The sequence below is a fragment of the Cytobacillus firmus DS1 genome (assembly GCF_000565285.1).
GTDB lineage: Bacteria > Bacillota > Bacilli > Bacillales > Cytobacillaceae > Cytobacillus > Cytobacillus firmus_A.
The window spans coordinates 71428-85323 of the sequence record NZ_APVL01000016.1; the positions used below are offsets into that span (position 1 = coordinate 71428).

A 13896-nucleotide genomic window follows, 5' to 3' on the forward strand; every position below is an offset into this window, starting at 1 on the left:
ATTATTGAATAATCTCTATTAGTCAATAACTTTTTGTGAATTTTATTAAATTATTTTCCAATATTTCAAATAAATGATAAAAAAATAGCAGAAGCCTGGAGAAATACAGTAGAATTCTCCAGGAATATGTTATTTATATATGTGAGTTAAAATAGACACAAATCCTGCAGCCATTCTGTTCTTGAATGGGAATATCCATATCGTAAATTTCACGAAGCACATCAGAATTAATGATTTCACGGGTCGGCCCATTTTTCATCAGCCGGCCATTTTTTAACGCTACGATACGATCAGAATAAACAGATGCAAAATTTATGTCATGCAAAACAATGACAACGGTCTTTCCAAGTTCATCAACCAGCTTGCGCAAAATTTTCATAATCTGAACGGAATGCTTCATATCCAGGTTATTTAAAGGCTCATCCAGCAGGATGTAATCCGTATCCTGAGCAATGACCATGGCAATAAATGCCCGCTGCTTCTGACCGCCTGATAATTCATCTAAATATTTGTTTTCCATATCAGCTAAATTCATATAGTCAATTGCTTGATCAACAAACTTCTCGTCTTCAGCTGACAAACGTCCTTTTGAATAGGGATAGCGCCCAAATGACACAAGCTCACGCACTGTTAATCTCACATTAAGGTAGTTGGCCTGTTTCAAAATGGATACTCTCTTCGCAAAATCCGAAGACTTCCACTTTTTCACATTATTCTGATCGAGTAATACCTCACCTGTATCTGCTTCTAATAAACGGCTTACCATAGAAAGAAGTGTTGATTTACCAGCACCATTCGGTCCAATAAAAGAGGTGATGGTCCCAGGCTCGATTGTGACTGTAACATCCTCTACAACAGGCTTTTTACCAAATCGTTTTGTTAATCCTTTGATTTCAATCATCCTGCTGCCCTACTTTCCTTAAGTAATAGATATATAAAGTAAATACCGCCAATAAAGTTAATAATGACACTTAATGTGGTGCGCAGCTCAAAAATATGCTCCACAAGGAAATTACCGCCGACCAATGCAATGATACTGATCAGGCTTGCCCCTAATATATGGGTGGAATGTTTAAATGTCACCAGAAATTGATAAGAGAGATTGGCAACAATTAGTCCAAAAAAGGTAATTGGGCCAACAAGCGCAGTTGATGTGGCAATTAATACTGACGATAAAATTAAAATTCTCATAACCATACCGTCATAGTTAATGCCAAGATTTATCGCATTTTCACGGCCAAGCGACATCACATCCAGCTGCCCCATAATAAGGTAGCCATAAAGAAACGCCAGGGCCAGGATGCCAATTGAAATAAATAATAACTCTGTTTTTACATTTGTAAAGGTCGCAAACAACCGGCTTTGAAGACTTAAATATTCGACTGGATCTATCAGTACCTGCAGGAATGTGACAAAGCTTCCCAGGAGTGTTCCTATAATCATCCCTATTAAGAGAAGAAAATAAATGGGATGCTTATCCGCCCTGAACAAAAACCGATACAAAATCAGGGCGAAGACGACCATGGCAAAAATGGCTGCGCCAAAATTCAAGTATTTATTTAACACCCACACTGACATCGACCCTGCAAAAAAGTAGATTAAGGTCTGAACCACTTGATACATAGAATCAAGGCCCATAACAGAAGGGGTTAAAATGCGGTTATGTGTAATGGTCTGGAACACAACTGTGGAATAAGCAATTGCGATTCCTGTAATAATCATCGCTGTGACCCTTAGCATACGCTTTGGAAAAGCATAATCAAAGCCGCCTTTAATATCATAAAAGCCGTATAACAAAATAAACACAATGGCAATAGCTGCTAAAATCATCAGTTTTGTACTATTTCGCATATGCTCTCCCCCTTAGCAGCATCGTTAAGAAGATAGCACTGCCTATCACTGCCACTGTTACATTAACTGGAATTTCATAAGGATGAATAATGATGCGCCCCAGAATGTCACATATTAATAAGAAGACAATTCCCAGCACCGCTGTATGAGGAATCGTTTTACGCAGGTTGTCACCTAAATATAAGGAGACAATATTGGGAACTATTAGTCCTAAAAATGGAATAACCCCGACAGTAAGAACCACCGTTGTTGAGATAACCGCAACAAGGACCAGACCAATATTCAGTACCAGCTTATAGCTTAAGCCCAGATTTCTCGCAAAATCCTCACCCATTCCGGCAACCGTAAATTTATTCGCATAAAGATACGCCAGAATAATAGCTGGAATACTGACATATAAAAGCTCATATCGGCCGGCAATAATCAAAGTAAAGCTTCCCATAAGCCAGGAAGAAAGATTTTGCAGCAGATCTGCTTCATATCCAAGGAACGTTGTAATCGAAGATAGTATATTTCCATACATAATTCCGATTAACGGTACGAAAATAACATCTTTAAATTTTATGCGATCTAAAATCTGCATGAAGAGAAATGTTCCTGCTAAAGCAAAGGCAAAGCTAAAGATAACCTGCTGTGTATAAGTGACATTCGTAAAAAACAGCATGGAAATTAAAATACCCAGTTTTGCTGCATCCAATGTTCCGGCAGTAGTCGGTGATACAAACTTATTCCGGCTTAAAGACTGCATAATTAAACCGGCAATACTCATTCCTGCCCCCGCTAATATAATCGCCAATAGCCGTGGAATGCGGCTTATAAGGAAAATATGTGTTTCATCTGATTCCCAATTAAGCAGATCCTTAGGCGTTATATCTATTGCTCCGATAAACAGCGAGATAAAAGACAGAACGATGGCTGCAATTCCTAACATCCATAATTTCATTAGTAGCCCTCATAACTTGTATATTATCTATAAAACTATTTCCAAAAGAATGATAATCATTATCATCAAATGACAAAAAAAGAACCTTGATATGTATAGCACTCTATTGAAAATGATTATCAATCTCTAACACATTTAATGTATCACAAAAAATAATAAAAGAAAAGAGGCAGATAGAAAATTCCGGAAATTGTCTCAAATTATTCTCATTTTAGTGAAGCAACTTAAACGAAAAGGAGATCCAAACTCAAAAGTTGAATCTCCCATCTGTGCCTCTATAGTGTTTTAATCAGACCCCGAATAGCTTCAGATACGTCGATCTGCTTCTCCTGGCAGTGATTCGTCAGCTGACGATACGTTTCCTCATCTAACCTGACATGAACGGTATGAACATATTTTTCAGAATCCAGTTTTTTTGGTCTTCCTCTTGTTACTTTTCTTTTGCCGCTGCCATCTTTCCATACATTTATGATGACATATCCGTGTTTTTCCAGCCATTGATCACAATCATACTCTTTCCACATGGTTTTGGCCCTTTGCAGAAATTCAAGCTTGAATTTTTCCAGCTCATCTCCTTGAAGTCCCTTCATGACCGCTTTTTCCATCGCCTTATGCTCGTTAAATTGGAGAAATTGGCCGTAAGATTTGAATGTTAGTTCTTTCATTATTCCGCTCCCATAATCTATTATCTATAAAAATCATACCCTTTAAGAAAACGGTTGTAAATCCTGGCTGAGTTCGTAACTTCCTTTATTTTCACACCGACTGCAAAACTTTAGCAGCATGAATGAATACATCCTTAAAAAAAGACCCAATCCGCAATTGGATTGAGTCTTACTTGATCAGAATTATTATAGAATGCTGAGGAACAGCCATTCAAGCCGGCATCCAAAACTTTACTGACCTAATATTATTCCTTACTCCACAGTAACCGACTTAGCGAGGTTACGCGGCTTATCTACGTCACACTCGCGGTGCAGCGCAGCAAAGTAAGAGATTAATTGTAATGGTATTACAGAGATAAGAGGTGTTAATAACTCGTTCACTTCCGGAATGATAAAGCTGTCTTCTTCTGTTTCCAGCCCTTTCATGGAAATGATGCAAGGGTTTGCTCCTCGGGCAACAACCTCTTTGACGTTGCCGCGAATGCTCAGGTTAACACTTTCTTGAGTTGCCAGGGCAATGATTGGCGTACCGTTCTCGATTAGAGCAATGGTTCCGTGCTTTAATTCTCCGCCTGCAAAGCCTTCAGCTTGAATATATGAGATTTCTTTCAGTTTAAGTGCACCTTCAAGGCCAACATAGAAATCGATTCCACGGCCAATGAAGAACGCATTGCGTGTAGTGGAAAGGAATTTGCGTGCAATGTCTTCGAACTCTTCCTTCGCATCACAAAGAACTTCCATGGCATTCGCAACGATGCCGAGCTCCTGTACAAGGTTGAAGTCCAGCTCCAATCCGCGGCTTTTCGCAGTTACTTCTGCAAGAATGGATAATACAGCAATCTGGGCTGTATATGCCTTTGTAGAAGCAACGGCGATTTCAGGACCTGCATGAAGCAATAATGTGTAATCCGCTTCACGGGATAGAGTTGAACCTGGAACGTTTGTAATCGTTAACGCTTTATGGCCCATTTCCTTAATATTCACAAGCACGGCACGGCTGTCTGCTGTTTCACCGCTCTGAGAGATAAAGATAAATAGCGGCTTTTCTGAAAGCAATGGCATATTGTAGCCAAACTCACTTGAGATATGAACTTCGACTGGGATTTTTGCGATTTTTTCAATAAACTGCTTTCCAACAAGTCCTGCATGATAAGAAGTACCTGCAGCAATGATATAAATGCGGTCAGCATCGTTCATTGCGTCAACGATTTCCTGATCGATCGTCAGCTCGTTATTATCATTTTGATACTTCTGGATGATTTTGCGCATCACTAAAGGCTGCTCATCGATTTCTTTCAGCATGTAGTGAGGGTATGTTCCCTTTTCAATGTCGCTTGCATCCAATTCAGCTGTATATGGATCGCGGCTGACTGCCTCTCCATTCAGTGTCTGAATCTGAACAGCATCTTTTGTGACAATAACGATTTCTTTATCCATTAATTCAACATACTGATCTGTAACTTGCAGCATCGCCATTGCGTCAGAAGCGACTACATTGAATGTTTCACCTAATCCAACCAGAAGAGGGCTTTTGTTTTTCGCAACAAAAATCGTTTCATCGTTTTCGGCATCCAAAAGGGCAATTGCATAAGAGCCTTTTAAAAGTGTCAGCGTTTTACGGAACGCTTCTTCAGTACTTAATCCCCCGCTCACGAATAAATCAATCAGCTGAACGATGATTTCTGTATCTGTATCACTTTGAAGAGTTACTCCCTGCAAATATTCACGCTTTAAGATGTCATAGTTCTCAATAACCCCATTATGAACAAGCGTAAAACGGCCGGAATTGCTTTGATGAGGGTGGGCATTGACTGTGCTTGGAACTCCATGAGTCGCCCAGCGGGTGTGTCCAATTCCTGTGTTTGCCATTACATCTTCATCAACAATGTTGCGAAGGTCCGCAATGCGGCCTTTTTCCTTGAAAACCTGAACGCCGTTATCATTCATAACTGCGATTCCAGCTGAATCGTAGCCTCTATATTCAAGCTTTTCCAAGCCTTTTAATAAAATTTCCTTTGAATCTAAATTTCCGATATATCCAACGATTCCACACATACTTCTTTTCCTCCTAATAATGAAGGGGCAAGAAGCCTTTTCGGGGCAGTCCTGCCCCTTATCTCTGTTTTTTATATTTAGTTCGATGTCTAGCTACAGCGCCTAGGGGCTCGAGGTCATAAGTCGATTCCTTCCAGAAGGAAAGTACACCTTCTTACAGGAATCGTCTTATGCTTGAGGCCCACAGGATGTGGGTCATGCAGACGTTGCCACAGGACGTGGCGTTCTTAGTCTGCGTTCCTTCCTGGGCAAGGCGCTTCCGCTTTTCTAATTAGCATTCCCTTCTCTTTGTCCATTCAGTTGCCTGAATGTTTTAAAGAAGAAATCATCGGTTGTGCTTTCAACCGGGAGGCATCCGCCGAACATTCGATAAACCTCCTCCTCGTCAACTAATCCTTGCGTCCAGGATCAGTTCAGGCGCTTTAAATTAATATTCTTCCTCACTATCCACCTTTCTCTTCTTGAATAAAGATGTCCTGTATTCTTAAATACAAAAACAGGATTATCATACATCAAAGTCAGACATCCGTCAACAAATATAGAAAAGATGGAAGCTGCCATATATAAAAATATGCATAAGGGAGCTCAGAAGTTCCCTTATGCATATGAATTGTGCATTTTACTCTTTTAATCCCATTTCACTCTCTACAACAGCAGCAATGCGCTCTACATATGAAGCACATAGTTCACCTGTTGGCGCTTCTGCCATTACGCGGACCAGCGGCTCTGTACCAGAAGGACGGACAAGAATGCGGCCGTTTCCGTTCATTTCTTCTTCAACCTGTGCAATGACTTCTTTTACTTTTTCATTGTCTGTCACATGGTGCTTGTCTGTTACACGGATATTCACAAGCTTCTGCGGGAACTTCTTCATTTCGTTTGCAAGCTCAGATAATGGCTTTTTAGTTACCTTCATAATGTTCACAAGCTGAAGTCCAGTCAAAAGTCCATCCCCCGTTGTGATGTAGTCAAGGAAAATAATATGTCCTGACTGTTCTCCGCCAAGGTTGTAGCCATTCTTCTTCATTTCTTCCACAACATAGCGGTCGCCTACAGCTGTCTGCACACTTTCGACCCCATTGGCTTCCAGTCCTTTATAGAAGCCAAGATTGCTCATGACAGTAGAAACGACTGTGTTCTGCTTAAGTCTTCCCTGTTCTTTCATGTATTTTCCGCAAATATACATGATTTGGTCGCCGTCCACAATATCGCCATTTTCATCAATAGCAATCAAACGGTCTCCGTCTCCATCAAATGCCAGACCAACATCTGCTTCTCTTTCCTTTACAAAGGCAGATAGTGCCTCAGGATGAGTAGATCCGACTCCTGCATTGATATTTAAACCATTAGGAGATGCGCCCATCATGGATAGATCTGCATCAAGGTCAGCGAATAGGTGTGTGGCAAGCGGCGAAGTAGCTCCATGCGCACAATCAAGCGCAATGTGAATGCCCGAGAAATCTTCATCTACTGTCTGCTTTAAGTACTGAAGATATTTCTGTCCGCCTTCAAAGTAATCATTTACCTGCCCAAGGCTTCCTCCGACCGGTCTTGGAAGCTGGTCTTCTGCCATATCCATTAATTCCTCAATTTCCGCTTCCTGATCATCGGAAAGCTTAAACCCATCAGGGCCAAAGAACTTGATTCCGTTATCTTCAACCGGATTATGAGAAGCGGAAATCATGACTCCAGCCTCTGCCCCCAATGCTTTTGTTAAATAAGCGACACCAGGCGTTGAAATGACTCCAAGGCGCATAACTTCTGCTCCAATTGATAATAGCCCTGCTACAAGTGCGCCTTCCAGCATATGGCCTGAAATACGGGTATCCCGGCCGATTAATACTTTCGGACGATCATGGTCTTTCGTTAATACATAACCCCCAAAACGGCCCAGCTTAAAGGCCAGCTCCGGTGTCAATTCACTATTTGCAACTCCGCGTACTCCATCTGTACCGAAATATTTACCCATTTTATAATCGCTCCTTCTAACTTTAAAAACTATACTAAGCTTCGTCTTTTTTTGTTATCGTTATGGTCGCTTTACTTGCAGCAGGCTTTATATCCACACCTGAAGGGCCGTCTGCATTGATTGGCACCTCATGGTCACCTTCTCCAAGGTCTGCCAGGCTCAAATACAGATTAAAATCGTCCGCTTTGAGATCCTGAACCCGGCTGCTTTTCCCGGTAACCGTAATACTTGTCCTTCCGGAAGCAGGATTTTTAAGGGCTGCCTCATATTCTTCGGATAAGCCTGCTAAGTTAATGGCAAGGCTTGAAAAGGTCTTGGTTACCTCTTGATCCTGTGCCTGTGTTTCTTCTGCAGGCTCATCTGTGCTTCCCTCTTCTTCTTTGCCTGCATTCTCCTCAGTGCTAACGTCAACGGACGCCTTCACTGTTTTAGGATCTACGGCTGAAATGCCATCCGGAATAATAACCGGCAGGGTTAGTACAGTATCTTTCTCAATCTTGCTGACATCTACCTCTACCCTGACGCTTTCAGTCTCATTCAATATATCTTCCCGGCCCGTTATAGAAGCCTCATTAACATCCAGTTTAATCGAATTAATGGTTACCCCATCTTGCGGTTCCCCGTTCCGGACGATCGTAACAGGCACAGTCTTGCTTAATTGCTTAACCGGAACTGTTACCCGAATCACCTGAGGCTCCACAATGACATCAAGCTTATTCATCTCACGATCCAATACCCTGACTGTTGCATCATCAGCGATTGTCTCGGTTATAGGACCTTTGACATCAAGAGTTGCTTTAACAAAACTGATCCGCTCGATTACTTCTTTGGCTCCCGTGATTTTAACCGTTTTTGGTTCTGCAGATGCCGCTTCAGCCGTATAGCCCTCACCAAGAAGACTATTATTAAATTCTGCATCCACTTTAAATTCCTGGGTGACTTTCTCGTGGACGGTCACATCGGCATATTGAGGATTAATGGTCACATCCAGTTTATCTGAGATATCACGAATCTTAATTTCTACTCTTTGCGAGCCTATTTCTGCATTCGTCAAATCTACATATACTTCAAAGTTCTGCTGTTTTTTCGCTGACTCAAGGTGGCTTTTTGGACCCTCCAAACTCAAATCAACTGTGTCCGGTGTACCGGTTACGACCAGGTTTTCCGTATCATAATAGCTTTTCACCGGGACATCTTCAATAATGGCTGAATCCTGCTGGCCTGGAACGTTTATTTCCTTTAATTCCTTATCTGCATCATACACAGAATCAAATAGAAAAAGGGCAAGAATCAAGGCAACAATTTTCATAAACCAGCGGGTATCTACCATTTTATCAATTAACTTATCCATTCTTTTTCCCCCTCCAGTTCCAAAGACCTGAAGAAGTCTGCTTTATTTTCTGCTGAACAAGCAATTCACTTGAAAGCATGTCTTTAAAAGCCTCCGCTTTTAAATCACGGTGCAGCTCCCCGTTTTTGGTTAAGGAAACACTTCCTGTTTCCTCAGAAACGATAATGGTAATGCTGTCAGTCACTTCGCTTATGCCTAAGGCAGCTCTATGTCTGGTGCCCAGTTCTTTAGAGATGAAAGGACTTTCTGACAAAGGCAGATAACAGGCTGCTGCCGCCACACAATTCTTTTGAATGATAACGGCTCCATCATGCAGCGGTGTATTCGGTATAAATATATTAATCAGGAGCTCAGATGAAATTTTGGAATCCAGTCCAATACCAGTTTCAATATAATCGTTCAGCCCTGTTTCCCGCTCAACTGAAATTAGCGCGCCAATGCGCCGTTTAGCCATATAATCTACAGCCTTTGCAATAGACTCGACCAGTTTCTCCTGATTTTCCTCCTCCTGATTAGCCGTCCTTGAGAAGAACCTTCCTCTTCCCAACTGCTCCAGTGCTCTTCGCAGCTCCGGCTGGAAAATGATTATGATGGCCAGAAATCCCCATAAAAGCACTTGTTCCATCATCCATCCTAATGTTTGCAGATGGAACTTGTCGCTTGCTACTTTAACCAGGATAATGACAAAAATCCCCTTCAGCAATTGGACAGCCTTTGTTCCTTTAACAATCATTATGAGTTTATAGATGACGTACCAGACAAGGAGAATGTCTATTGTATTAGCCAACAATTTCAAAATAGAGAAATCCGCAAACGACATTATCCTTCCTCCAAATATATATTTCAAAAGCAAAAATGCCTAATGTTCCTTTATGTAACTTTCATATTATATCATATTCATCGTTAATTCCAATTTTGAAACAGCATATGCCATATGGAAAATTCAGCATTGTCCTTTGCATACTAAGAATCCCTGCTTTATAGCAGGGATTCTCTTTATGATAGACTACTTTTCTTTGTCTGTTTCTCCGGTTTCAAATACATTTACAGCATCCTTAGCTGCCGTTTTGATGTGATACCACAGCCATTCGAATATGGCATCAACCTCTTCGATTTCTCCAGTGACCTTGCCGGCCGAAGCCATATACTGCTGGCCATTGATAACTGTAACATTCCCCTCAATCTCACCCTGAATTTCCAAGTCGCCGTTCTTAACCACTACATCCCCTTTAACCACTTCACCTTCTGGTACAATCACCTTATCATTTTGCACCACAAGGTTCGGCTGCTTAGAAACGGATAATTGATGATCCTGATCCCAGGAAGATGCCACACTTCCCATCATCAGAACAAGGAAGAGTGATGCCGCAGTTAAAAGCGGATGATGCCTGAACCAGCGCTGAACCCCTACCTTCCGCTTTTCCTTTGGCAATTTCGCCATAACATTTGCCGTGAAATTTTCAGGTGCCTGTATATGTGAAGTGCTTTGGACTAAAGCGATCGTTTTCTTTAATTCATGGAAGTGGGTTTGACACTCCCCGCAGTTTTGCAGATGTGCCCTTAATTCCTTCTCATGTTCGGCTGAGATCTCTTCATCTAGGTACTCGTGCATATAAACAACCATTTCTGCTGGACATTTCAAAGTTCTCACCCTCTTTATTAAACATATCTTAATTGATTTCTAAGAGCTTCCCGGCCCCGGTGAATCCGGGTCTTTACGGTTCCCAATGGAAGGTCGAGCGTTTCACTGATCTCGTTCAGCGATAATTCTTCAATATATTTTAAAACAATAACCGAACGATATTTCTCTGGAAGCTTCGATATTTCTCTTTGGATTGTTTCCTGCAGTTCCAGGCTTTCTACATCATCCTCCGGCAGCCTCGCATCTGAAGCGATGTGAGAATACATGTTCAGCCCATCCGTTCCGGCGACCTCTGCATCCAGATAATAATCAGGTTTCTTTTTTCTGATTCTGTCTATACAAAGGTTAGTGGCAATCCGATAGAGCCATGTGGAAAATTTCAAGTCAATATTAAAGCTGGCAATGTTTACATAAGCTCTTAAGAAGGCCTCTTGAGCGATATCCTCTGCCTCATGCCTGTTTCCCAGCATTCTATAGCAAATCTGAAAAACTTTATCTTTGTATATCTCAACAACTTCAGCATAAGCATCCTGATCGCCTTTTAATACTTGCTTTATCCTCTTCTTTACGATTGTCTCCATTTTTTTACCTCCGCTCCAGTGCGGCTAATCGATAATACGAATCGATAGCGGAAAAGGTTTCGTTTTAATTAAAAAAACATTCAATTTCTATATTAGCAAATTTTTACTTATTCTGGTTTAATTTTTTTCTTTTAGGGTATAAAAGTACTAAATTTATCGAAAAGGGTTGGTTACGGTGTGTGTTAAGGATTTATTGAGAGATATTGAGGATTGCCGGACAAGAATGATTCAATTAGCAGCTTCCGGTTCTTTTACAGATCACATGGTAGTTGATACCAGCAGTAAACTCGATGAACTTCTAAATAAATATTATACACTTACAGCAAAAAAATGAGCAGAACTTGTCTATGTTCTGCTCATTTTTATTTTCCTTTATTATAGAAGCTTTTCGCCAAATAGTGAACCCATAAGTGCGACTGCTACAGTAGCTGTTTTGTTCTTGTCATCCAAAATGGGATTAACCTCTACAAATTCAGCCGATGTAATGATTTGTGCTTCTGCAAGCATCTCCATGGCCAAGTGGCTTTCACGGTAGCTGATGCCTCCAATAACCGGAGTTCCAACACCTGGTGCATCATGCGGATCCAGCCCATCCAAATCAAGAGACAGATGAACGCCATCTGTATTTCTTTCTTTTAAATATGTAATAGATTCTTCCATAACCTTTGTCATTCCAAGACGGTCAATTTCATGCATGGTGTACACTTTAATGCCTTTTTCCTTAATAAGCTCCCGTTCTCCTTCATCCAATGACCTTGCCCCAATAATGACAATATTCTCCGGCTTAACCTTTGGACCATATCCCCCTACATTGGTTAAAAGCGGATGGCCCATACCCAGGCTTACAGCAAGCGGCATGCCATGTATGTTTCCTGAAGGTGATGTTTCAGCTGTATTTAAATCCCCATGTGCATCATACCAGATTACCCCAAGATTGGTATAATGCTTCGATACTCCTGCCAATGTTCCAATCGCGATGCTGTGGTCCCCGCCGAGCACTAATGGAAAAGAACCGCCTTTAATTGCCTGATCAACTTTCTCTGCAAGCTTTTCTGTTTTTTCAGCAATAAGATGTAAGTTTCGAAGATTTGAATTTGGATCGATTTGGACCTCCGGGCGGCCGATGGCAATATCGCCCTGGTCATGAATTTCTTCAAATAAACATTTTAAACGTTCGTTCACCCCGGCATACCGAATCGCACTTGGCCCCATGTCCACACCGCGTCTCATCTGTCCAAGATCCATCGGCATTCCAATTATCGATAATTTCTGTCTATTCATAATACAAGTCCTCCCTTTCCCTTCATATGTATATTTTAACCGCTTTCAAACACATGACTCAACTCGACAAAATCGTGTATATATATGCGGCTTCAGGGAGTGGAACTCCTAATTTTCCGATGCTGATCCGATATTTATAAAATAAAAAATCCTTAAACCACATTGGTTTAAGGACTGGCCTATTTTGTATGTTGGTGGAGCCTAGCGGGATCGAACCGCTGACCTCCTGCGTGCAAAGCAGGCGCTCTCCCAGCTGAGCTAAGGCCCCATTTGGAGCGGAAGACGGGATTCGAACCCGCGACCCCCACCTTGGCAAGGTGATGTTCTACCACTGAACTACTTCCGCAGCATATTTATATTTACAAGTAAGACCTTCAGGACTCGATTCCCAAGGTCTGCGTTTTCTATTAAGTGAGCCATGAAGGACTCGAACCTTCGACCCTCTGATTAAAAGTCAGATGCTCTACCGACTGAGCTAATGGCTCATAATGAATTATGCTTCCTAAAGCATGATCCTGCTGAGTCAGATGTTCCAAAACACTTCGTGTTTTGTCACAGATTGCTATTCGGGTGAAGTGATTCACTGATGCTGCAATCTGCTCTACCGACTGAGCTAATGGCTCAAAAAATGGCTGGGCTAGCAGGATTCGAACCTGCGAGTGACGGAGTCAAAGTCCGGTGCCTTACCGCTTGGCTATAGCCCAATAATTTACAAAATAAAAAGGACATTCTTAGCTTGTCCAGTTTTTTGTGATTTTATTAAGTATAAGTGGTGGAGGGGGGCAGATTCGAACTGCCGAACCCGAAGGAGCGGATTTACAGTCCGCCGCGTTTAGCCACTTCGCTACCCCTCCATCTACGAAAACAGATGGTGCCGGCGAGAGGACTTGAACCCCCAACCTACTGATTACAAGTCAGTTGCTCTACCAATTGAGCTACACCGGCAAATATGGTGGAGGATGACGGGATCGAACCGCCGACCCTCTGCTTGTAAGGCAGATGCTCTCCCAGCTGAGCTAATCCTCCATTATGGTGACCCCTACGGGATTCGAACCCGTGTTACCGCCGTGAAAGGGCGGTGTCTTAACCGCTTGACCAAGGGGCCTAGTATTCTAGTTGTCTACATTAAGAGAGCTTCCAACCGGGCTCGAACCGGTGACCTCTTCCTTACCATGGAAGTGCTCTACCTGCTGAGCTATGGAAGCAGCAGCTCATAATTCCCATAAGGGGCTTTATGAAAATGGCTCCGCAGGCAGGATTCGAACCTGCGACCGTTCGGTTAACAGCCGAATGCTCTACCACTGAGCTACTGCGGAAAAGTGGTATTTTAAAACAGCCCGGCAGCGTCCTACTCTCACAAGGGGACAGCCCCTAACTACCATCGGCGCTGAGAAGCTTAACTTCCGTGTTCGGTATGGGAACGGGTGTGACCTTCTCGCTATCGCCACCAGACTATTTTCAAAAGACAAGTATGATTATACTTTCTTTTGTAGTTTTTTTCAAGAGGAAATTTCATTTTTTCGTTCCCTCAAAACTAGATAATGCATGAAGAAGCATT

General features: G+C 42.0%; 12 protein-coding genes, 10 tRNA genes and 1 rRNA gene. 1 reads left to right on the forward strand and 22 read right to left on the reverse strand.

Annotation, left to right across the window (positions count from 1 at the left end; all coding sequences use genetic code 11):
• Nucleotides 1-133: 133 nt before the first annotated feature.
• The 10 genes from PBF_RS18830 to sigW form a co-directional block, all read right to left on the reverse strand.
• Complete coding sequence (locus tag PBF_RS18830; RefSeq protein WP_035331905.1) at nt 134-901, reverse strand: ABC transporter ATP-binding protein; 768 nt, start codon at nt 899-901, stop codon at nt 134-136.
• Complete coding sequence (locus PBF_RS18835; protein WP_035331907.1) at nt 898-1851, reverse strand: iron chelate uptake ABC transporter family permease subunit; 954 nt, start codon at nt 1849-1851, stop codon at nt 898-900. The genes PBF_RS18830 and PBF_RS18835 overlap by 4 nt, the downstream gene beginning before the upstream one ends.
• Nucleotides 1841-2794, reverse strand: a complete 954-nt coding sequence (locus PBF_RS18840) for an ABC transporter permease (protein WP_035331908.1) — start codon at nt 2792-2794, stop codon at nt 1841-1843. Before PBF_RS18840 ends, PBF_RS18835 begins: the two co-directional genes overlap by 11 nt.
• 275 nt (nt 2795-3069) lie before the next feature.
• On the reverse strand, nt 3070-3459 hold the full coding sequence (locus PBF_RS18845) for a hypothetical protein (RefSeq protein WP_035331910.1): 390 nt from the start codon (nt 3457-3459) through the stop codon (nt 3070-3072).
• 252 nt (nt 3460-3711) lie between these two features.
• Nucleotides 3712-5514, reverse strand: coding sequence for a glutamine--fructose-6-phosphate transaminase (isomerizing) (glmS, locus tag PBF_RS18850; RefSeq protein ID WP_035331916.1), 1803 nt, complete (start codon nt 5512-5514; stop codon nt 3712-3714).
• A gap of 619 nt (nt 5515-6133) precedes the next feature.
• Nucleotides 6134-7483, reverse strand: a complete 1350-nt coding sequence (glmM, locus tag PBF_RS18855; protein ID WP_035331918.1) for a phosphoglucosamine mutase — start codon at nt 7481-7483, stop codon at nt 6134-6136.
• 34 nt (nt 7484-7517) lie between these two features.
• Entirely contained in the window at nt 7518-8834 is a 1317-nt protein-coding gene (locus PBF_RS18860; protein ID WP_035331920.1) for a CdaR family protein, read from the reverse strand.
• Nucleotides 8827-9654, reverse strand: coding sequence for a diadenylate cyclase CdaA (gene cdaA, locus PBF_RS18865; RefSeq protein ID WP_035331922.1), 828 nt, complete (start codon nt 9652-9654; stop codon nt 8827-8829). Before cdaA ends, PBF_RS18860 begins: the two co-directional genes overlap by 8 nt.
• A gap of 186 nt (nt 9655-9840) precedes the next feature.
• Complete coding sequence (locus PBF_RS18870; protein WP_035331924.1) at nt 9841-10476, reverse strand: anti-sigma factor family protein; 636 nt, start codon at nt 10474-10476, stop codon at nt 9841-9843.
• Nucleotides 10477-10493: 17 nt separating this feature from the next.
• The gene (sigW, locus tag PBF_RS18875; RefSeq protein ID WP_035331927.1) at nt 10494-11057 is read right to left on the reverse strand and encodes an RNA polymerase sigma factor SigW; all 564 of its coding nucleotides are present in this window, start codon (nt 11055-11057) and stop codon (nt 10494-10496) included.
• 175 nt (nt 11058-11232) lie between these two features.
• On the opposite strand from sigW, the gene PBF_RS25550 reads away from it, so the two are divergent.
• On the forward strand, nt 11233-11391 hold the full coding sequence (locus tag PBF_RS25550; RefSeq protein ID WP_081757319.1) for an aspartyl-phosphate phosphatase Spo0E family protein: 159 nt from the start codon (nt 11233-11235) through the stop codon (nt 11389-11391).
• A 41-nt stretch (nt 11392-11432) separates the two neighbouring features.
• Here the strand turns inward: PBF_RS25550 and rocF are convergent, their stop codons facing one another.
• The 12 genes from rocF to rrf all read right to left on the reverse strand — a co-directional run bounded on the left by rocF (nt 11433) and on the right by rrf (nt 13790).
• Nucleotides 11433-12338 (reverse strand): arginase, encoded by a 906-nt coding sequence (gene rocF / locus PBF_RS18880; protein ID WP_035331929.1) that lies wholly within the window; start codon nt 12336-12338, stop codon nt 11433-11435.
• A gap of 192 nt (nt 12339-12530) precedes the next feature.
• A tRNA-Ala gene (locus tag PBF_RS18885) sits at nt 12531-12606 on the reverse strand.
• A 3-nt stretch (nt 12607-12609) separates the two neighbouring features.
• Nucleotides 12610-12684: transfer RNA gene (locus tag PBF_RS18890), tRNA-Gly, on the reverse strand.
• Nucleotides 12685-12750: 66 nt separating this feature from the next.
• Nucleotides 12751-12823 (reverse strand) — tRNA-Lys (locus tag PBF_RS18895).
• 144 nt (nt 12824-12967) lie between these two features.
• Nucleotides 12968-13042 (reverse strand) — tRNA-Gln (locus tag PBF_RS18900).
• Nucleotides 13043-13108: 66 nt separating this feature from the next.
• Nucleotides 13109-13192, reverse strand: a tRNA-Tyr gene (locus tag PBF_RS18905).
• A 15-nt stretch (nt 13193-13207) separates the two neighbouring features.
• Nucleotides 13208-13283 (reverse strand) — tRNA-Thr (locus PBF_RS18910).
• A gap of 5 nt (nt 13284-13288) precedes the next feature.
• A tRNA-Val gene (locus tag PBF_RS18915) sits at nt 13289-13364 on the reverse strand.
• Between the two features lie 4 nt (nt 13365-13368).
• A tRNA-Glu gene (locus PBF_RS18920) sits at nt 13369-13443 on the reverse strand.
• A 27-nt stretch (nt 13444-13470) separates the two neighbouring features.
• A tRNA-Thr gene (locus PBF_RS18925) sits at nt 13471-13543 on the reverse strand.
• A gap of 36 nt (nt 13544-13579) precedes the next feature.
• Nucleotides 13580-13654, reverse strand: a tRNA-Asn gene (locus PBF_RS18930).
• Between the two features lie 19 nt (nt 13655-13673).
• A 5S ribosomal RNA gene (rrf, locus tag PBF_RS18935) occupies nt 13674-13790 on the reverse strand.
• Nucleotides 13791-13896: the final 106 nt, after the last annotated feature.